We start from the raw sequence: 23,694 nt of genomic DNA, 5'->3' as shown, positions 1-23,694 counted from the left end.
CAAGCTTTCCAGGAAGGGCACCTGCTTTAGGGCATAAGCGCGCCATCACCGGTGACAATACCGTGTTTTACCGACCATGTCTCAAATCGATAACCAGGCGCGGAGGACTGCTCAATTCCCGGACCTGGTAGCGATTCGGGGACTCGACGCCGAAGACCCATGTCACCACCGCCTCGAAGTCGCACGTCAGCTCCAACTCGGAGAGAACCGGCAAGTCTGGCATACGCTTACGATCGGTGACCGTCGGCTGCCACTCTTCGGTGTGCGCCTTTGCCGGGTACATCCGGACCTCAAGCCAGCCATCACCGGCCAGAGGCGTGACCTTCCCGGAACCGCACTTGCGAACGGGTTTGTCGATGTACTCAATGTGATAGCCCGGCACCCGCTCATCAAACTCGAAAACGACCCGGTCAAAGCCTTCGTGGGTGCCGGTACGGACGGCAACAAGCATCGCAGCGGGCTGGTCCGACCGCGGCCGGTCGATAATGCCGGCTGTCCACTCCGATAGATAAACGGCGGTTGGCTCGTCCGGCAAAGAATCGTTCCGAGCGCAGGCGGCAAGAACCAGCATGGACGCAAAAACAAACGCGATTCGCAGCCGTAAAGCGGAGAAAAAACGGTCGCTGCGCAGCTGACTGTTAATTCCTTTTTTGTGCGGTATTCTGAGCATGAAAAACATCCTGTACAGGTCCGACATCATGGATGCCATTAGTTACACAGCCGCCAGAGCCAACCTGGCAAAAACCATGGAGCAGGTCTGTGAAGACCATTTTCCCGTGATCATCACCCGAAACAAGTCCCAATCGGTGGTCATGATCTCGCTTGAGGACTACGAGGCGTTGCAAGAAACCGCCTACCTCCTCCGCGCCCCCAAGAATGCCCGCCGTTTAATGGAATCCGTGGCGGAGCTGGAGCAAGGCCATGGTCAAGAAAAGGAACTTCTTGAATGAAACTGATCTTCTCCGAGAACGCCTGGGAAGACTATCTGTAATGGCAGAAAACCGACAAAAACCCTCATCCGAATCAATAAACTGATCAAGGCAACAACTCGAGAGCCGTTCGAAGGTGTCGGCAAACCCGAGTCCCTCAAGCATAGCCTGGCCGGTTATTGGTCTCGGCGAATCAACGAAGAACACCGAATGGTTTACAAGGTCACGGACGACGCTTTGCTTATCGCCCAGCTTCGGTATCACTACTGATTGAGCGCCCAGGCAGTAAGAAACAGTATGGAAGCTTAGCTACTCAGCCTCCAGCACACAGTCCACCTCCGTCTCAACCAGCCACTCCGGATCAATAAAGCGGCTGACTTCCACAAACGTGCAGGCCGGCCTTATCTCGGAAAACAGCTCCCCGTGGGCCTTGGCCGCTTCCTCCCAGCGGGAAATATCCGTGAGCATGATGCGAGTGCGGATGATATCCGCCGGGCTGCCGCCCGCTTCACGAATGGCCTGGATCGACAGTTCCAGACAATAGCGGGTTTGGCCGTACACATCGCCCACGCAGGTGGTTTTACCGTCTTTGATGGGGGCGGTACCGGAGACGGAGATCATGTTTCCGACCCGGCATGCGCGGGAGAAGCCGATGGGGGCTTCCAGGGGGGAACCCGAGGTTATGAGTTTTCGCATTGGTTTGGTCCTCTGCGCAGGAGAGTTAAACAGGCGACGTTGGGCTAAGAGGTTGATTTATGGAATTGACGTCACAGTTACTTGTTATACGGTGACGTCAAAGCTCCACTCCATGGTGACGCAGAGTAACCACCATTAACCAGTAACAAACTGCGGTAATACCAACCGACACAACCAGGCTGAGATAAAAACCCACTCCTTTCGCCAGCAGGATAGGCAATGCAATAAACAATGCCAGCGACGGGAGAACCAACCAAAAAACACTGCTTGCAAGCTCACCGACTTTACCAACATCTCCTGTATCTACGTAAAGCCAAAGCATTGCCAGAACAGAAGTCAATGGCACTGACGCAAGTACGGCGCCAATGAATGAACTACGTTTGGAGATCTCCGCGATGAGAACAACCAACACAGCGGTAACTGCAACTTTTGCGATGTAGTATGTCAACTGTCCCTACCCTTTTCTGGCAACCGTATAAACGCTTGCGTAATAGACGCGAACTCCACCGTCCGGTTGACCACATTGCTATGAACCTTGCGTCAGGATGGCGACGATATAACCAGCTATCCCAGCGCCGATAATTTTTGACCATTCAGCTACAAGGCCAAAGGCATTTCTATACAACTGCTTCCGATTCCTTATGTCTATTAAGATCATCATGTTAATATGCATGCGATCAAAAAAAGACAGGCTATAACCACCATAGATACTTGAATTTCTTACGTAAAGAAGAAACTTTCCGATACAACGCTTTATCAATTCATCTGTAACTGCATCAGGTGAAAGGTTGTGGTACAAAATTATATTATCTTCATTCCTTGAATGTCGATCTGATTTATATGGATAAATTATGAAAGCAACAGTACCGTTGCTTCCAAAAGACGCAACGAGAGCGGCTCCCTTCTCAGTCTCAGCCTTCCAGCCCTTCTCATCCGGTTTATCTATTTTCTCTACAATACCGGTGTGATTGACACCTGACGATAATTGGACCGTTTCTTCATTTTTTGTATCGTCGTGGACGTTACAATACATAGAGAATGGATAAGACAATTTCGTTGCAGAATCACAAGCATCTCTAAAACACTTCGCTATTTCGTTCTTAGCTACTAATCGCCAATTCAACCTTCTCCGATGTAACTCAAAAGCGCTTTTTTTGAGCATTTTGGATTCTGAGATCAACGTCCTCAAAAGTCACTCCCTTCAACTTCATAACGCCTTGGCTTTGCGGCACACCAGAGCGCCAGCGAAGGTGCGTCCGCCAACAGCCACTTATTAAAGAATATCTTGCTCGGGCTCAACGTCATCCCTTGTTCTAAGTTGTGCCCAAATTTCTGAAAGCATAGCGCGCTCCGCTGCTTCCATCTCCTTAGTTACCTTTGCATGGACGATTTTGAGCCCCTCGGAAAGACTAGCGGTTAGTTTCAACTTTCTTTTTCGACTCACTCGCTGCTTAAATTCTTGCGCTAACCAATCGTTGAGATAAGACTTATTCTTGTAAATTACTCCAAAGTCAGTATCTCGGGTAACAATAACCACATCTTTACCGCTGTCTATTGAGCACTGAATCAACCATTCCCAGTTGATAGCATCCCCGTATGATGTCTCGCCCTTTTTTCTCGGAGGGTAGCCTAGTGAAAATCTCTTCCGCGCCAACCTTCGAACTGCGAACCGTCGCTTGTCCTCTCGATCAAGGTTATATGGGCTTTTGTGCTTGAATACGCGTTGAAGGACTTTATAAACTTCATCTTGAGTTGCAGGCCGCTCCAAAATTGCCTGAATTTTTTCTGTAAGTATTTTTTGTTGTTTAACCAACTCTTTTCGGTGCTTATCGATCATTCCGGCTGCTTGAGTTTCAGATACTAGAGCGGGCGCACTTAGCTTTCCCCAGTCAGGAGCCCCGAATTTACCTAGACTCTCCAAAATGACGTGCTGCCGATTCTTTTTGTATTCCATCTCGACCTGAGATCCGAGGATGAGCCTATCTCTGCACGCCTCAATTTGTTCAAGAAACTTCATACTCACATCTGACTTCCGATCTCTATAAAAGTCGAGGAGAATATTAGTATCGATAAAGAGCAACGCATCCATTTCGTCTTTTTTCTTCCTAGTCACTCGATCTCCTAGTGTCCTTTAACAGCGTAATTCAACGAACACGTTCGCCTATCACGCATTCGCATAATTCCAGAATTTTCCGTGTGGAGAAGAGAGGCATTCCTATAGAGAAACAAGCACATAACCCAATCCACCACGGCTACGGCAGGAGTTATGCGCCTTTTCTGGAGCCAACCCTGCTCACTGTTCCGGGCGTATAACTCCGCCCGATTCCGTCACTGTTTCCAACCCTATCAGAAGGTTATCGGAATTTCGCCGGTCTTTTACGAACGCGTTCGTAAAAGACCGTTGCCTGAAGCATCAGTGGCCCTAACCAAAGGGTAACCCCCGGGAAATGGTATCGGCCCGCCCGAGCCTTTACTGTGCGTTCCCGACAATTGGTAAAGGAGGCACTTTATGAACAAATTAACTCTCAGCGCACTGCTTATGGTTTTGACTCTGGGCCTGGCTGCTTGTGGCTCTGAGAATGAGGACGAAGCTGCGCTCGAACAGGCTGCAGAAGATGCGGAACAGCAAATGGACGAGGCTGGCAACGCCGCAGAAGAGACTTATGAAGAAGCCACCGGCCAAGATGAAAGCGCCCTGGGCGAGCTGCAGGAAGGCGCGGAAAACGCCGGTGAGGCCATCGGCGATAGCGCGGAAGAGGCGGGTGAAGAAGTAGCCGAAAGCGCCGAACAAGCCGGCGATGCCATCGAAGATGGTTACGACGAAGCGACCAACTAAGCCCTGTTCACGGTGACCGCCACCTGAAAAACAGGCAACAAATGCCCGGTTAAACCGGGCATTTTTATTCTTTTCGGTTAAAAAGCACGACCTCGAAAACCTGACTCAAATCAATCACGGGTTCTTTTCCAACAGACCTGACCACTACCTACCAAACTCCCCGCCCATCCGCTCCGTAACGTCGATAACACACCGTCATATCTTTATTACCAAAAGGAGGCAGCCAGATGGCTCTCGAGGTAAGTTTGTTTACGGTTTTTATCGCGGCGTTAATTACGGCTCTCACCACCGGCCTGGGTGCCCTGCCCCTTGCCGCGAACCGCCAGCTCAACGCGGTTTGGTTGAGCGTTGGCGCGGCTGTGGCGAGCGGCTTGATGCTTTCCGCCAGCCATAGCCTGACAGCCGAAGGTATCGGCAAGCAGGAGTGGCTCACCTTACTGGGTATGCTGGCAGGCCTGGCAGCCGTTTATCTGGCCCATCAGTGGATCGAGAGCAAAGGCGCACCGGATGTCAGTGAACTCAGCGGGGCGGACGCCAAGAAAGCCTTGCTGATTATCGGGGTGATGACCGCTCACTCTTTTGCCGAGGGTATCGGCGTTGGCGTCTCCTACGGAGGCGGGCAGGACCTGGGTGTGTTCATCACCGCTGCCATTGCGGTGCATAACGTACCAGAGGGCCTCGCCATTGCGCTGGTGCTGGTTCCGCGCGGCATGTCGGTGACAAAAGCAGCAGGCTGGGCGATTTTCAGCAGCTTACCTCAGCCGGTGATGGCGATCCCCGCTTATCTTTTTGTCAGTACTTTCAAGCCTTTCTTGCCCTTCGGCCTGGGCCTTGCGGCCGGTGCGATGATCTGGATGGTATTCGCAGAATTGCTGCCGGATGCCAACAAAAAGCTTAAGCCGGAATCAGTGGGCGCACTGGTGCTGTTAGCGTTTCTTGCCATGCTCGTGTTTCAGATCCTGATTCACTGATTGGATACGCTTTTCACTGATTAATGCCCACCGCGCCTGAGCGCTCTGCCCAAAGCCTGGAAATAGGTCTCAAACGCCCGGTTCGTCCGGGCGCGTTCTTCCCCTTGTGGATACAGCCCCAGTTTTGCTTCGTCGGTTTCTTTCGTGCCTCGCACCAGGAAGGCGTTTTTGCAGGTGGCGTCCTGCACGAAGGCTTCGAAGGCGCGGGCGCAGAGTTCTTCCGGTTGGCTGTAGTAGTACACGCCGGCGGCTTTGTCCGCTTTGGCGGAGGTTCGGAACAACTCGCTGGGCTGGTTGCCGGTGGGGTCCAGCAGAATGGCGCGGTAGCAGGCCTCAAGGCGTTCGTTCAGCGGGTGGGCCACGATGTCTTCCCGGGTCAGCCAGAGTTTGGAGCCGAAGGCGCCGGGCTCCACATCGGTGAATACCTTGTCCGCGATGTAGTGATCAAAGGCGTGGAACCATTCGTGGGCGATGCTGCCCGGCCCCGCATTTTTGGCCAGCGAGAAGGTGCGGGTGGCTGGGGTGTAGTGGGCACTCACTCCGGGCCGGCCGCCGGTGCCGTATTGCAGGGCCAGGGTGCCGCGCAGGGAGATCAGGCTTTCGGTGCCGCCGAGGATGGTCATCAGGTCGCACAGGGCGTCGTAGAAAAGCGCGGCACTACGCTGCTTCTCGGGTTCGGTGACCCAACGTCCGATGTCGATGCTGCGAAACTGGAAGCGGCGGCGCACGTCCAGGAAGGTTACGGGGGCTCCGGCGCGGTGGTCCGGGCCCCGGCGATAGAATTGTCTGGCCATGGCACTATTTTACGGGCTATGGACCGGGTTGTCTCAGTGCCCGGCCCGCGTCAGGCCTTCACCGCATTGGCGCACTGGCCCGTTTCTTCCCATTCACTGAGGTTACCCAGGGTGGTGTGGGCGATGCTTTCCAGCGCGTCGTGGGTGAAGAAGGCCTGGTGGCCGGTGATCACCACGTTGGGAAAGGTCAGCAGCCGGGCGAACACGTCGTCCTGCAGCACCAGGTTGGAGAGGTCTTCGAAGAACAGGTCGCCCTCTTCTTCGTACACGTCCAGCCCCAGGTAGCCGATGTGGCCGGATTTCAGGCCCTCGATCACGGCGCCGGTGTCCACAATCGCGCCCCGGCTGGTGTTGATCAGCATTACCCCGTCTTTCATCTTGGCCATGGCTTCGGCGTCGATCAGGTGGTGGGTTTCCGGGGTGAGCGGGCAATGCAGGGTGATGATGTCGGATTCGGCGAACAGCTCATCCAGCGGCACGTATTCCACCCCCACTTCCTCGGCTTCCTTGTGTACCTTGTGGGCGTACCCCAGCACCCGGCAGCCAAACCCGCGCATGATACGGGCCACTTCCACGCCAATCCGCCCGGTGCCGATGATGCCCACGGTGCGCCCGCGCAAATCAAAGCCCAGCAGGCCGTCGAGGGCGAAGTTGCCCTCGCGGATGCGGTGGTAGGCCCGGTGAATCTGGCGGTTGAGGGTGAGAATCATCGCCACGGTGTGTTCGGCCACGGCGTAGGGGGAGTACGCCGGCACACGCACCACGGCCAGGCCCAGACGTTCGGCGGCTTTGAGATCGACGTTGTTGAAGCCCGCACAGCGCAGGGCAATCACGCGGGTGCCGCCGGCCGCCAGCTTTTCCAGCACCGGGGCGTCTACCTGGTCGTTAACGAACACGCATACGGCGTCGAAACCCTGGGCCAGTGCCGCCGTGGTTTCGTTCAGGCGGGTTTCCAGGAAGGTCAGCTCGTGCTGGTGGGCTTCCTGGTTGGCCTGGCCGAGGAACTGTTCGTCGTAGGGTTTGGTGCTGAAAACGGCGACTTTCATGGTTTTACCACTCCAACTGGGCACCGGTCTGGTACTCGATCACCCGGGTTTCAAAGAAGTTCTTTTCTTTACGTAGCGTAGCCTGCTCATCGAGCCACGGCGAGACGTTTTTCGCACCGGGGAACGGCTCTTCCAGCCCTACTGTTCTGGCCCTGCGGTTGGCCACGAAGCGGAACTGTTCGCTGTGGTACTCGGCGGAGTAGCCCAGTATGGGGTCGCGCAGGATGTAGTTGGCGTAGTCGGTTTCCCTGGCTTCGGATTCGTCCCACATGTCGCGCACGGCTTTGGGGTCGAGGGTGATGTTTTCTTCTTCCATGATCTGGTTGACGACTTTCAGGCCGAAGGAGAAGTGCATGGCTTCGTCGCGCAGGATGTACTGGAGCTGTTCGCCGGTGCCGCGCATCAGGCCACGGCGCTGCAGGGCGAAGATGGGGCTGAAGCCGTTATAGAACCAGGCGCCTTCGAACACGGCGGCGAAGAACAGGTAGGACATGATGAATTCGTGCAGATCGTCCCGGTTGCGCAGGTTCAAATCGGAGCGCATGGCGGCGTCGAGGCGGCGGTTGGCCATCTGGATTTTGCCGTGGATTTCGGGCACCACGCGGTAGCGGTTGTAGATTTCGCTCTGGTCGAGGTTGAGGGTTTCAATGCAGTGCTGGTAGGCCCAGGTGTGCATGGATTCTTCGTAAACCTGGCGGGCCTGGTAGATCTGCAGTTCCGGGGCGCTCATTTTTTCCATGACGGCCAGGCCGATGTTGCGCATGGCGAGGATGTCGGAGGTGGTGAGGTAGGCCAGGACGTTTTCGTATACGTGCTTTTCCGCGGGGTTAAGGCGGTGGTGGTAGTCGTGGACGTCCTGGGCCATGTTGACGTCCAGCGGGGTCCAGTGGTTTTTGTTGGCGTTCATGAAGTATTCCCAGGCCCAGGGGTACTTGAACGGTGCCAGCTGGTTGATGTCGGTTTCGCCGTTGATGACGCGTTTGTCGTCTACGTTTACCGGGGCGGGGCCTTCGGTGTTTGTGGCTTTGGATTCGGTTTTTGGTTCGTCGTCCCAGTTGAGCATGGGGGTCTCCTTTGACTCTGTAGCCTTCAATTTTGGGGGAGGAACCGTTCTGGTATCCCCTCCCGAAAACCGCTCGTGAACCCGTCCTTGGGGAGCTTGGCTGTAGCCATCCCTGGCTACAGACATTTTCGGGAGGGGATACCAGCCCGGTTCTTCGCTGCTTGGAGTTATCGCCGCAGGTGTTGGTTTGTTTGTCAGTGGTTACTGACAGGCTTCGCAGTCTGGTTCGTCGATGCTGCAAACCTGCGGCTGCGGGGCAGCGACCGGGGCGGTTTTTTCGGCGCCGGTGGCGCCCAGGGAGCGCAGGTAGTAGGTGGTTTTCAGGCCGCGTTCCCAAGCCAGTTGGTAGAGCGCATCCAGCTTTCTGCCGTTGGGTTCGGCCATGTAGAGGTTGAGGCTCTGGGCCTGGTCGAGCCATTTCTGGCGTCTTGCGGCGGCTTCTACCAGCCATTGGGGGTCGATTTCGAAGGCGGTGGCGTATCTTGCTTTGAGTTCGTCCGGGATGCGGTCGATCTGTTGCACGCTGCCGTCGAAGTATTTGAGGTCGTTCACCATCACGTTGTCCCACAGGCCTTCAGCTTTCAGGTCGCGTACCAGTGAGGGGTTCACCACGGTGAATTCGCCGGAGAGGTTCGATTTCACGAACAGGTTCTGGTACGCCGGTTCGATGGACTGGGACACGCCCACGATGTTGGAGATGGTGGCGGTGGGGGCAATGGCCATGACGTTGCTGTTGCGCATGCCGTTTTTGGCGATGAGCTCGCGCACCGGGGTCCAGTCCAGAGTGGTGTCGGTGTTCACGGCCAGCTCCCCTTCCCTGCGGTTTTCTTTCAGCAGGTTGATGGAGTCGATGGGCAATAGGCCCTGCTGCCACAGCGAGCCTTCGTAGGTTTCGTAGGCGCCGCGTTCGCCGGCCAGGGTGGCGGAGGCGCGGATGGCGAAGTAGCTCAGTTGCTCCATGGACTGGTCGGCGAACTGCACGGCTTCAGGGCTGGAGTACGGCAGGCCCAGTTGGTAGAGGGCGTCCTGGAAGCCCATCAGGCCCAGGCCCACGGGGCGGTGTTTGAGATTGGAGTTTTTCGCCTGGGGCACGGCGTAGTAGTTGATGTCGATGACGTTATCGAGCATTCGCACGGCGGTGTTTACGGTTTTCTCCAGGCGCTGCACGTCCAGCTCGCCGTTGTGGATGTGGGCAGCCAGGTTCACGGAGCCCAGGTTGCACACGGCAATTTCATCACTGCTGGTGTTGAGGGTGATTTCGGTGCACAGGTTGGAGCTGTGGACCACGCCCTGGTGCTGCTGCGGCGAGCGCAGGTTGCAGGGGTCCTTGAAGGTGATCCACGGGTGGCCGGTTTCAAACAGCACGGTGAGCATTTTGCGCCACAGTTGTTTGGCGGAGACTTTCTTGAACAGGCGGATCTCGCCCTGCTCGGCCAGTGCTTCGTAATGCTCGTAGCGTTCGCGGAAGGTGTTGCCGGTCAGGTCGTGCAGGTCCGGCACGTCGCTGGGGGAGAACAGGGTCCAGTCGGCGTCGTCGCGCATGCGTTCGATGAGCAAGTCCGGCACCCAGTTGGCGGTGTTCATATCGTGGGTGCGGCGGCGTTCGTCGCCGGTGTTCTTGCGCAGTTCCAGGAATTCTTCGATGTCCAGGTGCCAGCTTTCCAGGTAGGCGCACACCGCGCCCTTACGCTTGCCGCCCTGGTTCACGGCCACGGCGGTGTCGTTCACCACTTTCAGGAATGGCACCACACCCTGGCTTTCGCCGTTGGTGCCTTTGATGTGGGAGCCGAGTGCGCGTACCGGGGTCCAGTCGTTGCCCAGGCCGCCGGCCCATTTGGAGAGCATGGCGTTGTCGCGGATGGCGCCGTAGATGCCTTCCAGGTCGTCATCCACGGTGGTCAGGTAGCAGGACGACAGCTGGGAGTGGCGGGTGCCGCTGTTGAACAGTGTGGGCGTGCTGGCCATGTAGTCGAAGCTGGACAGCAGCTCATAGAATTCGATGGCGCGGCCGTTGGGGTCGTCTTCGCGCAACGCCAGGCCCATGGCCACGCGCATGAAGAACACCTGTGGCAGTTCCAGGCGGGCCTTGTTCCAGTGCAGGAAGTAGCGGTCGTACAGGGTCTGCAGGCCCAGGAAACCGAACTGGTGGTCGCGCTCGGGTTTAAGGGCATGGCCCAGGGCTTCCAGGTCGAAGGCGGCCAGGGCGTCGTCCAGCAGTTCGTAGCGGATGCCGGCATGAATGAAGGCATTCAGGGCCTGTGGATAGAGTTCCGCCAGCGGCAGGTCTGTGGATAACCCGAGTGCGCGGGCGTTTTCCAGGCGCAGCTGCTCCAGCAACAGGCGGGCGGTGACGGCGCTGTAGTCCGGCTCGCGCTCGATGCGGCCACGGGCGGTCATGATCAGCGCGGACAGCACTTCGGTTTCTTCGATGCCGTCGAACAGGTTGCGCAGGGCATCGTCCACCAGCGATTCGCCGTCGATGCCCGAAAGACCGGTGGCGGCCTGTTCCACCTGCTGTTTCATCAGGCCCAGGTCCAGTGGCGCAATGCTGCCGTCGGCTTTTTTCACGGTCAGGTGCGGGTGGGCTTCCACCGGCTCGTCGAGGGCGCGCTGGCGGGCGTGTTCTTCGCGGTACAGCACGTAGGCGCGGGCCACTTTCTGTTCTTCCGCCCGCATCAGGGCCAGTTCAACCTGATCCTGGATGTCTTCGATGTGAACTTTGCCGCCGGCTTGCAGGCGGCGGCTGATGGCCTGAATGACCTGCGCGGTGACTTGCTGAACGGCGTTGTTGATGCGGGCAGAACCGGCGGCTTTATCGCCTTCCACGGCCAGAAAGGCTTTGGTGACGGCGACGCTGATTTTCGACGGGTCAAAGCCAACAAGGGTGCCGTTGCGTTTGATGACCTGGAGGGCTTCGGTGTCGCTTTTCGAGCCGGGCTGGGGTGCAGCCAGAGCGGGGGAAGACATGGCATTGCTCCTTTAAACGCGTTAGTGATGCTGACTTCGCGTTTACGGGAAAGCATGCCGACGACCTGGCGCCGTATAAGCGCCAAACGCTCCCTCACCACTGGCGGGAGAGGGAAGGGGTAAGTTCTGGTCCGACCTGCTCACCTTGAAACGCGAAGGTGCAGTTAAAGAGCCCCTTTGAATGCTGGAGGCTCCACATCCCTGGCAGGTCTTCGGACTCAGGGGCGTGAACCTGTTGGTTCGGCCTTGCGTGGCGACTTCCCGACGATTGTCAGTGTCTTTGTGCCACGCTCGTTCCCCAATACCGCTGCGCGTCAGTTCCGGAGTCTCACCGGATTCCCGACTACCGTTTGAACAAGGTGATCAGTAGATGATCACAATATATGGTAGTTAACCAAGGACAAGCTCACTATATAGAGAGGCGCAGCCGGAGACAAGGCCCCCGGCTGCCATACAATTCAGATGGCGTGCATGACCATATAAAGCCCCACGCCACCCATCACCAGGGTATACGGCAGGGCCATCACCACCATCTTGCCATAGGACAGCCGCACCAGCGGGGCGATGGCGGAGGTGAGCAGGAACAGGAAGGCAGCCTGGCCGTTGGGGGTGGCCACGCTGGGCAGGTTGGTGCCGGTGTTGATGGCCACCGCCAGGGTCTGGAAGTGCTCGTTGCTGATAGCGCCGGCGTCCAGGGCCTGTTTCACTTCGCTGATGTACACGGTGGCCACGAACACATTGTCGCTGATCATCGACAACAGGCCGTTGGCGATGAAGAACATGCCCGGTTGCTGGCTTTCGGGCAGGCTGAGCACGTAATTGATGATGGGCGCGAACAGGTGCTGTTCATGAATCACCGCGACAATGGCGAAGAACACCACCAGCAGAGAGGTGAACGGCAGGGATTCCTGGAAGGCTTTGCCGATTTGCCCTTCGTCGGTGATGCCGGTGAAGGAAGTCACCAGGATAATCACCAGCAAACCAATCAGACCCACTTCCGCCAGGTGGAACGCCAGGCCGCACACCAGAATGCCGGCGGCCACTGCCTGTACCCATAAGGCGGCCTGGTCGGCCTTGGTGCGCCGGGCCCGCTCGTTCTCGGCGAACTCTTCCAGCACCCGCCGAACCGGCCTGGGCAGCCGGCCGCCATAACCAAACCAGCGCAGTTTCTCCAGCGCCCAGCAAGTGGCAAAACCCGCCACCAGTACCGGCAGGCTGATGGGCGCCATGTGCAGGAAGAACTCGACGAAATCCCAACCCACCACTTTGGCAATCAGCAGGTTCTGCGGCTCGCCCACCATGGTGGCCACGCCACCCAGCGCGGTGCCAATGGCGCCGTGCATCAGCAGGCTGCGCAGGAACGCGCGGAAGTCTTCCAGGTCTTCACGATGCAGTTCGATAACTTCATCGTCGCTGTTGGCATTGTGGTCCTTGTGCTGGTAGCCCTTGCCGGAGGCCACCTTGTGGTACACCGAGAAAAAACCCACCGCCACGCTGATAATCACCGCCGTTACGGTAAGGGCATCCAGAAAGGCGGACAACAGGGCAGCCGCGCCACAGAACAGCAATGACAACGCTGATTTGGAGCGCACCCCCACCAGGATCTGGGTGAAGGTCACCAGCAACAGCTCTTTCATGAAGTAGATACCCGCCACCATGAACATCAGCAGCAGGATCACCGGAAAATTGGTGAGCACCTCGGCGTACACCGCATCTGGCGTGGTGAGGCCAATCAGCAGGGCTTCCACCGCCAGCAGGCCACCCGGCAACAACGGGTAGCACTTGAGGGCCATGGCGAGGGTGAAAATGAACTCGGCAATCAGTAACCAGCCGGTTACCCCGGGGCCAAGTACATACATCAAAACAGGGTTGGCAATCAGGAAAAGCAGAATGACTTTCTTGTACCAGGCAGGAGCCCGGCCAAGGAAATTGTGGGTAAAGCCGTTGATGAGGGTATTGGCCATTGCACGATTCTTTCTGATGGTGGCTGCCGAAGGAGTGTGCCGCAAATTACCGCGAACATCCTTGATATTTGTGCATCGGACGCTGGCCGAAAGTCGCGAAAAGGCGCTTTGAAAGCAGAAAGAGTTGGGCGCTTGCCCGGTGCGCCCGTATTATAAAATCAGGAAAGGTAGCTTGCGATATTTGTAATTGTACCGACGCCGGTTATTGCCGGGACTGGTCAACAATGATCAGCTCATCCAGGTCGAAACCTTTGGCGCGGGCCGTTTCTTTGAAGTCTTCCAGTACAGAATCACTGACCTCCGGCGTTCGCGCCATCAGCCAGAGGTAGTCGCGGTTGTAGCCGGTGATGTAGGCGCGGGAATAGTGGTCATCCAGACCAAACACCACGTAAGACGCGTAAAAAGGCCCGAAAAACGAGACTTTCAGGTGGCCGGCACCACTGTTATCCACAAACACCGCCCTGCCCTCGGCTTCTTCCCACTCGCCGCTTTCTTCGTTGTATCCCCGGTTGATGACCTTGATACTGCCGTCGTCGTTCTCGGTGTATTCGGCAGTGACCTGGCTCAGCCCCTCCTCGAAAGAGTGGTCCAGCCGGGCGATTTCGTACCAGGTGCCCAGGTAGCGGTCTTTGTTGAAATTATCCACAGGCTCGATGCCGTCCGGCAGGCCTGTGCAGCCGGCCAGTCCAAAAAGAAGCGAGACTGTAGGACCGGAATAAAGTTGGTAACAAAATACCTTCCCGAGCTCAATTTTACAGTAATTAATCAACCATAAAGATAAATAAAGTTGGTAACTTTCTAAGGACCCAGAGCAAAACCCCTCGAAAATCATGGTAATAAAGTTGGTAACTTATCATTGGCAAGCTCCCAGTAAACGATCTGAGCTTCCCCCAATGAGGCCCTAAAAGGGTACAAACTGTCGCAAAGCGGAACCGGCTAACCTTGGAGAATCAGCTGAAAAGCCAGTCGGCGTAACGCTATGTGGTTAAGCTCTTATTCATGAAGCCATGGCGCATAACTCAGGCCAACCAACACACTCTCAGGGCTCATAAACCTTGCGACTGTTTGCCCCCAGGGTTCAGTCCGGGTTTCATGAACGAATTCCTGACCCCTTTCCTTCATTTCTTTCAATGCCGCGTCCACTGCAGCCGCGTCCGCCAACTCAAATTCAATTGTAGCTGTCGGCTCAGGAACATGGTCAGGCCATTCCTCCTGCCCAAAACAAGACTGGGCCGCCATAGAGAGGGGTCATACCCCGAAATGATGCGCTCCGGGGAGCGTATCCATGAAACGATAATCGTCCATCTTTTCTAGCGGCAAGCCTCGCGCACCCTCATACAAAGACGCACTCGCCGCAGAATCTTTAGTAATTGACGCAAACCCCGCAATACACTTAGCTTCCATTCATTCCCCCGCCACTGATGGAGCTGGCTCATATCTGCGTTAGTACGATTTGACTCGTTAGCCGCGTATCACTGTGAGCCCATTAGCCCTTGCTCAAATGCTGCTTGGTTTTCCTGGGCAATTTCATTTTTTTGTCAAGCCATTGCAACACAAATCGGGATCCATTTGGCGCATATGGACCGGTGAGAATGTCCAGGGTTGGGACAGAGCCAGATATGCGCAGATTGAAATCTTTATTGGGGACTTCCGCAAGATCCACGTGCACAGGAGCGAACCATGGGTTGTACAAGTTGAATCCCTCGACAAGATCCTGATCAAACTTTCTGAGAGTTTCTTCTATCGGGGGCACGCCGATCCGCTGCCGCAAGCCAAAAACAAAGCTATCAAGCGCAAATAAATAGCCTGTGTTGAAGTTGACTCCAAACGAATTATAGCGGTTGTCGGGACTTCCCTGCATTTCAATGCCATTGATGAATTGAGCTACAGATAACCCTTCAATGGACTCAGAGACGTTTTGGTGAATCTTAATTGCTGGATGGAAACTCGTGTCAACGGTTAAGAGCTCAGCATCTACTGAGCACGCTTCAGAGTATAAATCGGCAATCGGATGACCTCTGAAGCGATTAACCGAAGCACCCCTCATTAAAAGAAAAGCTTTGAGGTATTTTTCAAGCGCTTGACACGCAGCCCAAAAAAAAGCGCGATGCATTCCTTTTTTTGCCAGTAACCGAGCAGTCACATAGTCTTCATCTGCAGGTTTAACAAAAGAATCGCTGATTACTTGTACAATGTATCGTTCGATATTGGCTTGCTCATAGTCAGGTAGTTTGTCGAAGTGCTCAAGCTCATCTCCACACTTGAAACTGTATATGTAGCTCAATCTTCTTTCGCTCATTCAGCTTCTAACCTCGAACAGGCGCAAAAAGTGTTCCGGCGAGCGCGACGCAGCAAAATGGAGACGAAGGCGACCAAGTGCCGCGCTTGGTTAACTGGCGTGCTGGCTGTTGGCACGTCGCTTCCGTTCCTGCTCAGTCATTTGTCCTAAACGCTCCTCCAGGGAATCAAGTCCAAGTTGCGCACGGCGCTCATTAACCGAGGCGGGATCCTTGATGGGAAACGGTGTTGGCCACCCGTTTTCATCAACATCAAACTGGGTGCCGTAATATTGTGGCTCGCCGGCTAACGTCCGCACCCGATCCTGAAGAAACGCCAACTGCCAACCCTCGGCGTCGTCTTTCGCAACGGCTTCCTCCAGCAAGTGAACGCATTCCGCCATGAACCCGGCCTCGGACACCGAATGCTGAGCCACCAGCCAGGCGGCTTTGGAGGCTTCCTCTCCGACCAAGGAAATACCAGGCCAGCAGTGAGCCCTGATGATTTCCTTCAGGCGGGAGGCGTTGCGCTGGTGCAGTGCTTTCAGTCGGGGATGGTAGGAATCCGACGGTAACTCGCCGGAATCGAAGAGTCGCTGTAACAATCGCTGGTCTTCTAACAGCATCATGACCAGCTCATCCGCAAGACTCTGATTCATGGGCTCCCTCCCAGTTGATGTCACAAATAAGCGCCGCCCCGGCAGGGGCATCCGGTGGCAGGCCTTCATGCCGGAAACTCGATTGATTTGTTAAATGTCGTCTCGCCACTCTCTATGCTTACAGGCCCTATCGTACTCAAGCCATGGCAGGTCGTGCGACACCCAAATATGAGCCTCTGGTTTTAAACCGGGATCATAGTCCAGAGTAGCTACCCGAACAATGACGTGGGGTTGCGCAGGCCTTTCAGCCACCAAATGGGAACCACAGCGTTTGCAAAAATGGCGCAATTTTCCAGGGGATGATTCGAACGTAGAAATAGAACGCTTACCTCTGAGCCAACGGAAATTCTCGCGCTTTACTCCCGCAGTGGAGGCGAACGGTGCAGCATGGGCTTTACGACAAGTCTGACAATGGCAATGAACGATTGGCATATCCACTGAGTCGATTTCGTAACTTATCTCGCCACACAAACAGCTTCCCTTCAACCCCATGAGAGATCTCACTCTGTAAATTTAAAACTTAGCTTTGGAATGTGCCGAAGTGGCCCGTAGGGTCGTCCGACAACAGCCAATGGTTATGCCGATTTTGCCACCAACATCTCAGTAGCGCCCTTTTGAAAACGATAGCTAACAGGCTGCAACGAGACAGCGATTCCGTCAGCGGATAGTCCCGCCATGACCGAATCAAGGTGCTTTGAGGTTTTTCCGTCCAGCGAGACAACTGGAAAGACGCGAACCTCAGAGGCAACTCTGCATAACTCCCGCATTGATGCCAGATGGGCCGCCCGATCTAAATGATCACTGTAAAGGAAAAGAAAGTGAGAACAGAGTGCCAGATCAAACTTGGAGTCAGAGAATCGCAGCATAGGCAATGACGCCGACACATACCGTCCTTGTTGGTAACCAGCATCAAAATCGGACAGGAACCGCGACATAGCTTCCATCCGAACCTCGCCAAGATGCTCAACGCTATTGAATGAGTCCCAAACATAACTGTCTGCGGCCTGTTGCATCTTGGCCATGATTTCTGGGTACACCTCGCCAATTCGGTGACGCACTTCATCAACCTTGAATTGATATACCGGATCACATGAGATGACTTGGCATCCTACCTCTGTCGCCTCAGCATTGAAGCTGGCCGGGCCATCGCCGCAACCCAGAATTTTCTTGTTCAGGTCATCATTCGATAGCTCAAACATCGCCTGATATTCCTTTAGCGATCGCCCCCACGGAACTACATTAGCTAAATCCAACATCAGCTCTCCTTAGTCTGTTTGACGAAGCACGATGGTGACGAAGGAGCCGCGTAAAGCGGCATCTGGCAGCCTGATCGGTCATTGCCATACTGTAAAACTTAGAAAGCCGCTCCGCTCAGTAACTTCATTATACTGCAAATGGTTTTGTGGTATGACGGCAGGTGAAGTGCGCGACCTCGAACAGTAGCTCCATGTGTAATAATGTCGTCAACGGAATGCGAATCAAATGGTCATCACCGTCACTCAGTTCGTTTAACATTAAAGCATCTCAAGATGGAGGTTCTATGCCAATGATGCCAAGAATTTTATTGCCGCTTTTTCTAACCGGCCTTTCTGTACTTCCCGCCTTCACGCTGGCCGAAAATGCCACTCCTGAGGCCTACATTGGCAGCAAGCATTTGGTCTTGGAAATCCGGCACTGCGAATGCGAAGCCGTCAAGCCGAATGGTCATCCGTCCGTATTGCTGTCAGATTTTTTGCAGGAGTCGAGTGTTGTGAAAACGGCTGTGTTTACTGAAGATAACGGCTTCGTCGCGTCCGATTACGTCACCATGGGGTATGAATTCAGCCCAATCAAAGACTCATCCGACACGTTCTCGTTCAACTATACGGGTACACATACGACAAGCAGCGGACAAAGCTCGGGAAGTGGGGAGTTATTGCTGGAAAAAGGACAGTGGGTCCATTTGTTTGGCTCGCACCACGAAAGTACATCAGGAGCACGCCACGCCAATGTTGCAGTAAGACTGGTAGAATTCGAAGGTTCCTGAGGGCCAGTTTTAAAATTTCCAATCATAGGTACACACGGTGTATGTGTTTCAAACGAAAAGACTAATCGTAACGCAGCTATCCCATAAAGATATTCCCGCACTCACTGAAATACTGAGTGACCCTGAGGTCATGAGGTATTCCGTTCGAGGGGTTTGTGATGAAGAAGCTACCCGCAAATTTATAGGCTGGTGCCAGGACTGTTACGCATCCCATGGTATGGGTCCATGGGCATTAACTGAGAAAAGGTCGGGAAAACTTGTTGGCTTCTGTGGTATTGGGCCCGAGCTAGTCGGAGAGGTTGAGGAGATCAACCTCGGTTATCGATTAGCGCGACGATACTGGAATCAAGGGCTTGCAACCGAAGCTGTTAAAGGCGTGCTGCAGTATGCCTTCGATCAAAAACAGTGTGAGTCAGTAGTGGTAATTATAGAGCCAGACCATGCTGCCTCAGTTCGAGTAACTGAGAAGGCTGGGTTCGCCTGCTACACTATGCAAGAGTTTCACAATAGGACTGTGCGGCTCTATCGGATGACGAATGAAGACTGGCACCTGCAGGTCCGAAATGAATTAGCTGTTGTCAGGAATCAACGACCCAATCCCGGTAGAGCTCAGGGGTAATTTCTTCAATCAACACAGGCTCTACAGGAACTCGCGAAACCCACTGGAGAGCATCTATTTGCTCAAAGGTTTCAGATCGCAACTTATAGATATACCCCTTCTGATGCCAGCTTACTTCAGTATCCCTCAGCATTATCCGGGGTGGGCGTTGCGAGGTGTCGACCGAGAAAACCGCACGAGGGCTCAGGGGGTAATATGTGATTGCAAACGGAACAGCTAAATCCCGCTCTGAGACAGCATAAATACCGTATTGGTTGTCAGCGTCACCATGTCCAATGCCCTGAGCTGGCTCTAGCCGAACGGTTTTTTTTCGACTACCGTGATAGAGGTATTCAGGCTTGCCCAGGTTCGGCTCATTTCCTTTGTTTCGCACTTGTTCACACACAACCCCTTGCCCCTCCCGACAATCTAAGTTGGTTGCTTCTTAATCCCAAAGCAATGCTCCTCTGCGGGAAATTCGCCGGCTCTGACCTCTCTCTCATACAGAGCAAACACATCCTTTATTTGAGCGCTCAGATCGACGTACTTTTTGGCAAATTTCGGCGTGTAGTCAGTAAACAAGCCCAGAATATCCTCCGTTACCAGCACTTGGCCATCACACTCGGGAGACGCGCCAATACCAATGGTAGGAATGGCTAAAGATTGCGTAACACGCCGCGCGGCGGCTTCAAATACCCCTTCAATTAAGACTGAGAAAGCGCCAACAGACTCAAAAGCCTGTGCTTCTTCAACCAACCGTTTGGCTGCAGCCTCATCTCTGCCCTGGGCCTTAAATCCGCCCATAGTGTTTGCATGCTGAGGACGCAAGCCAATATGTGGCATTACCGGTATACCACGACTGACCAGGAACTCCACCGTTTCAACAAGCTCTAACCCACCTTCAACCTTGATGCCCTGAGCACCAGTTTCCGTCAGTAAGCGCGCCGCGTTTCGGAAAGCCAGCTCCTTGCTTTCTTGATACGAGCCATAGGGCATATCGATAACGACACAGGCTTTCTGGCTGCCACGCACCACTGCTGCACCATGGTTAATCATCATATCCAGAGTAACGGGCAACGTAGAATCGTATCCGTAAGCCACCATCCCTGTGGAATCCCCGACGATGATCAGATCGACAAAAGGGTCCATGAGTTCTGCCATGGGCTTCGTGTATGCAGTGAGAGAAACGATGCTGCCTCGTCCTTTCATGGCCTGAATCTTAGAGGTTGTTATCTTCTGGCTGGAAGTATGAGTACTCATATTCACTCCTATCCTTGATCAGTTAAATCACAACGAAATTGAGAAACCGCACCACCCCAAACGCCACAACGCCCCAGACGACCGGCCATCCCAGGGACTTTGTTTTCCACCAGACCAGCAGGGTTACGCATCCCCCAACAGCCGTTGCAACCCAGGCATTCAGGGTGCCGGCTACGGGAACCAGCGAAGCCCCCAGCATGGCCGCGATCATCACCGGGCCGAGCACCCCGAGCCACTTGGGCATGGCCGCTGTAGCGCCCTGACTGTCTTCCCGGGCCAGACGCCTCTGCATCCACACCAGTGGTAACAAACGCATTAAGAATGTACCCGCTGCGGCAACCATCACCGCAACCCACAGCTCACCAGCCATGCGTTAAACCTCCGCCCGTGTATTGGATTGCATCACAAAGAACACCGCAGCGCCCAGAAGCGCCGCAACCGGTATCGCCATATTGGGCAGGCCATTAGCCGCGAACAACAACGCTACGACAATGGCACACCCCAGCGCTGCAGCCCATAACCAGGAAGTGAATCTCGGGGCCAACAGCACCACAAACAGAGCCGGTAGCGCGAAGGGCATAACGTCATTCAGCAATGGCCAGCGCCCGGTCAGCTCCTGCCCCGCAAAAGCTCCCAGGGCCGTGCCCCCTACCCAACTGAACCAGGCAAGCAACATGGCGCCAGTGAACCACCCCAAGCGTTCCGAGGATGGCAACGCCGGCAGGCGGGTGTGCGCCAGGGCAAAGACCTGATCTGTCAGCCCGTGCATCAACCAGAACCACCACCGGTTCCCGGTGAGCCAGGGCGCCAGGTTCGGCGCATACACCATATGCCGGGCATTGATCAGCAGCGTCATCACAACCACAAGCCACAAGGGGGCTCCCGAGGCCACCATGCCAACAAACAGGAACTGGGAGGCACCCGCATAGATGACCAGGGAGATGATGATGGCTTCCCAACTGCTAAAACCAGCCTGATTGGCGATCAGGCCAAATGAAATTGCTACCGGAATGTATCCACCCAGCAGCGGAATCGCATCCCGTACCCCTCTCAACCAGGCGCGCCCGCCCGCGCTGACTACCTGAACACTCATAATTCCTCACCTTCTTTTTGATACACGATGGTGACCAGTAAGGTGGCCCAGGCTTCCCGGGTACGATATAAGTGTGGCTGATCAGCATCGAAGGTGTGGCTCTCGCCAGCCCGCAAATGCTGGCTGTGGCCAGTGACACCGACTTCCAGTTGACCGCTGATGACGGTAACAGACTCCACCGTCCCTGGCGTATGCCCCTCCGCCATACGCGTCGTGTTGGGGGCACAGGACATCCAGTAGGCGTCTACCCGGGGATTGTCTCCCCCCTGATCCACAAGCCGGACCTGCACCCCTTCCTCACCAACCGGCACACGGATCGGGGCAACCAGGTTGCCGAAGGGGACATTAAGCTGAACCGCCAGTCGCCAGATGGTATCCAGGGTCGGATTCCCGTTTCCCTGTTCCAGGCGGGAAAGATTCGATTTGGCAACACCTGCGGCGGCGGCAAGCCCCGAGAGCGACCATCCGCGAGCCACCCGCAAGGACTGAAGGTGTCGCCCCAGGGTTTCGAGAGAAAGCTGATCCATGTAAAACACTTCCAATGTTCTATTTACAGAACGTTCTACAAAAGGAACAAAGAAATGTCAATGAAGAGGTGTCGGTAAATCACCGGGGAGCATTGTCAAACTCCTTGTATGCGACGGCATTATTCCCGATCGTCGCACGCGCAAGCTGCGCATCAACGATACTTTCAATAACGCCTGGAAATCTGGCAATGCCCTCCCAAGCGGTGATGGTGATCCGGGAAAGCGACATTCGCTAATACAGTCGAGGAGCTAGTCAGTGATTGGTAGTTGGTGCGAGATTGCTCTTTTGCGTGGCAACCGAATGATCATAATGCACGTCTAGCTTGGGACTGCTTCCTCGCCACCAATGGCAAAATTTGGGCTACCCACAATTAAGTGGCGCATAACGGCATCGTATAGTTGGCCGCATATGGCGTTACTTCTTTTGTTTGGGCTTGCTAGATTCACGTTCAAAGATGGTAGCCTTGGGAGCCCGTGCTGACTACCAAGACGTTTGAGTGTGGAAGGTATTGTCGATCTGGGCAGAGCAGAAACTACGGCCCCGCTTTCCACCGCCGCCACAAGCCCCCCATAACTGTAGGTCTCGTATTCCACTCGATACTCACGTCCCGCACCTTTGAGAGCACCGAGCATCACTTCTCTGTCAGGGCAGCCGTGCTCAAACAAAGCTACGGGCACCGTAGTTTGTTGCCAAGCTAACGATTTTCGGGCACATACCCATTCTAACGGTTCGACCCTGATGGGCTCTGCGTTAATGTCAGAAGGACAATGCTGTGCCAGAGCAATATCGAACTCCCCTTTTTTATAACGCTCCCAGATACCAGTGCTAAAGCTGCAATCCAAAGTTACTTGCACGTTGGGAAACTGGCATTTCCAATGCTCAAGTAGTCCTGGTAGTAGACAACTTGCATAACAATCGGTGGTGGCAAATCGAATGATTTGTCGGTCAACGGTGTTCTGCGTCAACCACAACTCAGCTTCATCGTTTGCGGTGACGACCTTTTGCGCCCTCAGGTAGAAGGCCATACCTTTTTCAGTGAGGGTGACGCCATTCGGATTCCGTTGAAGCAACGGCGCGCCAACCTGACGTTCAAGCTGCTGCACTTGCCAGCTGACCGTAGACTGGGCCAGGAAAAGTCGTTCTCCTGCCCGCGAAAAACCGCCCGTATCCGCAACATATATAAATGTACGTAGCTGATCCAAGCTCCATTTCATTTTGATATCTCCTATGACCGGCTCGTCTCAACTGCTTGATGTGCGCATGTTGGGGGGAACGGCAATCGAATGGACAAAAAGGAACGCTGATCGAGTATCGAATAAGTTGATACCCCCAGACAAGTTTTTTCGTTTCCAACTTACCTGTGTCCCTTTGTACGCTCTGCTCCACTGGCTTTGGAAACAAACACATGGACGCGACTATGACAGCAATGACGAGTTCCCTTGGCAGCAGAAGTTTGGGCGGAGCTGCTCAAACACGTCTCTTACGAATGCCCCCCTCAATGCCCTACCCAGCAACGGTTGAACCAATTGATACTTGCTTCTCAGCGCTCGTCGGGTCAAGACTGAGGGAAGCGGGGTATGAATAGCACTCGTACCTTTGCTGGGGCGCCCCTTTTGGTTCCGACGAGCTGGCTTAAATGGGGAGGTTGGTGCCTACTTGTATGGATAATTTCTTCCGTGTTTGGGTAAATTGAGGCCCACCCCCAGTGGCCGCTGGGGGCCTTCATGCAGCAGCTCGATGCCTGCAAGGTTCCTCTTCCGAGAGACCGATAACAAGTGTGCAGCGCTGCATGACTCTCAAGCGATAACTCGAACAGTCATCGGGGCCTCGAGCCCGTATAGCAAGGCAGAGTCAGCTTATTATGAACAACACGGAAATCCAAACCCCAGTCAATGTCGGTGTCGATGTCGGTAAAGCCAACCTGGACATCGCCCTTCATCCCTCCGGGCAGTTCTACACCATTCCAAACACCGAAGCCCACGTTCGTC

25 protein-coding genes, 1 pseudogene and 1 riboswitch are annotated in these 23,694 nt (G+C 54.9%); of the genes and pseudogenes, 6 read left to right on the top strand and 20 right to left on the bottom strand.

Annotation, left to right across the window (positions count from 1 at the left end; all coding sequences use genetic code 11):
• Positions 1 to 67: 67 nt before the first annotated feature.
• Entirely contained in the window at positions 68 to 670 is a 603-nt protein-coding gene (locus tag BMZ63_RS13290; RefSeq protein WP_091706223.1) for an AMIN-like domain-containing (lipo)protein, read from the bottom strand.
• Positions 671 to 698: 28 nt separating this feature from the next.
• On the opposite strand from BMZ63_RS13290, the gene BMZ63_RS13285 reads away from it, so the two are divergent.
• Together BMZ63_RS13285 and BMZ63_RS13280 are read left to right on the top strand one after the other, a co-directional pair.
• Complete coding sequence (locus BMZ63_RS13285; protein WP_091706413.1) at positions 699 to 950, top strand: type II toxin-antitoxin system Phd/YefM family antitoxin; 252 nt, start codon at positions 699 to 701, stop codon at positions 948 to 950.
• A pseudogene (locus tag BMZ63_RS13280) lies at positions 947 to 1,199 on the top strand (Txe/YoeB family addiction module toxin). The gene BMZ63_RS13285 and the pseudogene BMZ63_RS13280 overlap by 4 nt, the downstream one beginning before the upstream one ends.
• Before the next feature lie 39 nt (positions 1,200 to 1,238).
• Here the strand turns inward: BMZ63_RS13280 and BMZ63_RS13275 are convergent.
• The 4 genes from BMZ63_RS13275 to BMZ63_RS13260 form a co-directional block, all read right to left on the bottom strand.
• Positions 1,239 to 1,625 carry a RidA family protein gene (locus tag BMZ63_RS13275; protein ID WP_091706222.1) on the bottom strand — a complete coding sequence of 129 codons (387 nt, stop codon included), beginning with the start codon at positions 1,623 to 1,625 and terminating at the stop codon, positions 1,239 to 1,241.
• A gap of 97 nt (positions 1,626 to 1,722) precedes the next feature.
• Complete coding sequence (locus BMZ63_RS13270; protein ID WP_091706220.1) at positions 1,723 to 2,073, bottom strand: DUF3147 family protein; 351 nt, start codon at positions 2,071 to 2,073, stop codon at positions 1,723 to 1,725.
• Positions 2,074 to 2,151: 78 nt separating this feature from the next.
• Entirely contained in the window at positions 2,152 to 2,787 is a 636-nt protein-coding gene (locus BMZ63_RS13265) for a hypothetical protein (RefSeq protein WP_143072224.1), read from the bottom strand.
• A gap of 111 nt (positions 2,788 to 2,898) precedes the next feature.
• A complete protein-coding gene (locus BMZ63_RS13260; protein ID WP_218141249.1) occupies positions 2,899 to 3,738 on the bottom strand; it encodes a PIN domain-containing protein in 840 nt (279 codons plus the stop codon).
• Between the two features lie 396 nt (positions 3,739 to 4,134).
• On the opposite strand from BMZ63_RS13260, the gene BMZ63_RS13255 reads away from it, so the two are divergent.
• Together BMZ63_RS13255 and BMZ63_RS13250 are read left to right on the top strand one after the other, a co-directional pair.
• Positions 4,135 to 4,461, top strand: a complete 327-nt coding sequence (locus tag BMZ63_RS13255; RefSeq protein ID WP_091706215.1) for a hypothetical protein — start codon at positions 4,135 to 4,137, stop codon at positions 4,459 to 4,461.
• A gap of 227 nt (positions 4,462 to 4,688) precedes the next feature.
• Positions 4,689 to 5,432 (top strand): ZIP family metal transporter, encoded by a 744-nt coding sequence (locus BMZ63_RS13250; RefSeq protein ID WP_091706213.1) that lies wholly within the window; start codon positions 4,689 to 4,691, stop codon positions 5,430 to 5,432.
• 20 nt (positions 5,433 to 5,452) lie between these two features.
• On the opposite strand, the gene BMZ63_RS13245 is transcribed toward BMZ63_RS13250, so the two are convergent.
• The 10 genes from BMZ63_RS13245 to BMZ63_RS13195 all read right to left on the bottom strand — a co-directional run bounded on the left by BMZ63_RS13245 (position 5,453) and on the right by BMZ63_RS13195 (position 17,457).
• Entirely contained in the window at positions 5,453 to 6,226 is a 774-nt protein-coding gene (locus tag BMZ63_RS13245; RefSeq protein WP_091706211.1) for a CLCA_X family protein, read from the bottom strand.
• A gap of 50 nt (positions 6,227 to 6,276) precedes the next feature.
• Entirely contained in the window at positions 6,277 to 7,272 is a 996-nt protein-coding gene (locus BMZ63_RS13240) for a 2-hydroxyacid dehydrogenase (RefSeq protein ID WP_091706210.1), read from the bottom strand.
• Between the two features lie 4 nt (positions 7,273 to 7,276).
• Positions 7,277 to 8,335, bottom strand: coding sequence for a ribonucleotide-diphosphate reductase subunit beta (locus tag BMZ63_RS13235; protein WP_091706208.1), 1,059 nt, complete (start codon positions 8,333 to 8,335; stop codon positions 7,277 to 7,279).
• 201 nt (positions 8,336 to 8,536) lie between these two features.
• On the bottom strand, positions 8,537 to 11,302 hold the full coding sequence (locus tag BMZ63_RS13230) for a ribonucleoside-diphosphate reductase subunit alpha (protein WP_091706207.1): 2,766 nt from the start codon (positions 11,300 to 11,302) through the stop codon (positions 8,537 to 8,539).
• A gap of 186 nt (positions 11,303 to 11,488) precedes the next feature.
• Positions 11,489 to 11,684: riboswitch (cobalamin riboswitch) on the bottom strand.
• Between the two features lie 76 nt (positions 11,685 to 11,760).
• Positions 11,761 to 13,266: a sodium/proton antiporter NhaB gene (nhaB, locus tag BMZ63_RS13225; RefSeq protein WP_091706205.1), complete on the bottom strand. Its 1,506-nt coding sequence runs from the start codon at positions 13,264 to 13,266 to the stop codon at positions 11,761 to 11,763.
• 202 nt (positions 13,267 to 13,468) lie between these two features.
• On the bottom strand, positions 13,469 to 13,912 hold the full coding sequence (locus BMZ63_RS13220; RefSeq protein ID WP_227663599.1) for a lipocalin family protein: 444 nt from the start codon (positions 13,910 to 13,912) through the stop codon (positions 13,469 to 13,471).
• A gap of 840 nt (positions 13,913 to 14,752) precedes the next feature.
• Entirely contained in the window at positions 14,753 to 15,565 is an 813-nt protein-coding gene (locus BMZ63_RS13210; protein WP_091706202.1) for a HEPN domain-containing protein, read from the bottom strand.
• A 90-nt stretch (positions 15,566 to 15,655) separates the two neighbouring features.
• Positions 15,656 to 16,201 carry a DUF6624 domain-containing protein gene (locus BMZ63_RS13205; RefSeq protein ID WP_091706200.1) on the bottom strand — a complete coding sequence of 182 codons (546 nt, stop codon included), beginning with the start codon at positions 16,199 to 16,201 and terminating at the stop codon, positions 15,656 to 15,658.
• A 90-nt stretch (positions 16,202 to 16,291) separates the two neighbouring features.
• The gene (locus BMZ63_RS13200; protein WP_091706199.1) at positions 16,292 to 16,693 is read right to left on the bottom strand and encodes a GFA family protein; all 402 of its coding nucleotides are present in this window, start codon (positions 16,691 to 16,693) and stop codon (positions 16,292 to 16,294) included.
• Positions 16,694 to 16,776: 83 nt separating this feature from the next.
• Positions 16,777 to 17,457, bottom strand: coding sequence for a hypothetical protein (locus BMZ63_RS13195; RefSeq protein WP_227663598.1), 681 nt, complete (start codon positions 17,455 to 17,457; stop codon positions 16,777 to 16,779).
• A gap of 284 nt (positions 17,458 to 17,741) precedes the next feature.
• On the opposite strand from BMZ63_RS13195, the gene BMZ63_RS13190 reads away from it, so the two are divergent.
• Both BMZ63_RS13190 and BMZ63_RS13185 read left to right on the top strand, forming a co-directional pair.
• Positions 17,742 to 18,227 (top strand): hypothetical protein, encoded by a 486-nt coding sequence (locus BMZ63_RS13190; RefSeq protein ID WP_091706196.1) that lies wholly within the window; start codon positions 17,742 to 17,744, stop codon positions 18,225 to 18,227.
• Positions 18,228 to 18,264: 37 nt separating this feature from the next.
• Positions 18,265 to 18,846, top strand: a complete 582-nt coding sequence (locus BMZ63_RS13185) for a GNAT family N-acetyltransferase (RefSeq protein WP_091706194.1) — start codon at positions 18,265 to 18,267, stop codon at positions 18,844 to 18,846.
• A 408-nt stretch (positions 18,847 to 19,254) separates the two neighbouring features.
• Here BMZ63_RS13185 and panB read toward each other — a convergent pair whose 3' ends face one another.
• The 5 genes from panB to BMZ63_RS13160 form a co-directional block, all read right to left on the bottom strand.
• On the bottom strand, positions 19,255 to 20,085 hold the full coding sequence (gene panB, locus BMZ63_RS13180) for a 3-methyl-2-oxobutanoate hydroxymethyltransferase (RefSeq protein WP_091706193.1): 831 nt from the start codon (positions 20,083 to 20,085) through the stop codon (positions 19,255 to 19,257).
• A 22-nt stretch (positions 20,086 to 20,107) separates the two neighbouring features.
• Positions 20,108 to 20,455, bottom strand: coding sequence for an AzlD domain-containing protein (locus BMZ63_RS13175; RefSeq protein WP_091706191.1), 348 nt, complete (start codon positions 20,453 to 20,455; stop codon positions 20,108 to 20,110).
• Between the two features lie 3 nt (positions 20,456 to 20,458).
• Entirely contained in the window at positions 20,459 to 21,178 is a 720-nt protein-coding gene (locus tag BMZ63_RS13170) for an AzlC family ABC transporter permease (protein ID WP_091706189.1), read from the bottom strand.
• Complete coding sequence (locus tag BMZ63_RS13165) at positions 21,175 to 21,705, bottom strand: helix-turn-helix domain-containing protein (RefSeq protein WP_091706187.1); 531 nt, start codon at positions 21,703 to 21,705, stop codon at positions 21,175 to 21,177. Before BMZ63_RS13165 ends, BMZ63_RS13170 begins: the two co-directional genes overlap by 4 nt.
• A gap of 318 nt (positions 21,706 to 22,023) precedes the next feature.
• On the bottom strand, positions 22,024 to 22,920 hold the full coding sequence (locus tag BMZ63_RS13160) for a LysR family transcriptional regulator (protein WP_091706185.1): 897 nt from the start codon (positions 22,918 to 22,920) through the stop codon (positions 22,024 to 22,026).
• Positions 22,921 to 23,694: the final 774 nt, after the last annotated feature.

The sequence above is a fragment of the Marinobacter persicus genome (assembly GCF_900114155.1).
In the GTDB taxonomy this organism is placed as follows: Bacteria; Pseudomonadota; Gammaproteobacteria; order Pseudomonadales; family Oleiphilaceae; genus Marinobacter; species Marinobacter persicus.
Note: the sequence above shows the minus strand (reverse complement) of the source record. Positions and strands in the feature narration are given on the sequence as shown.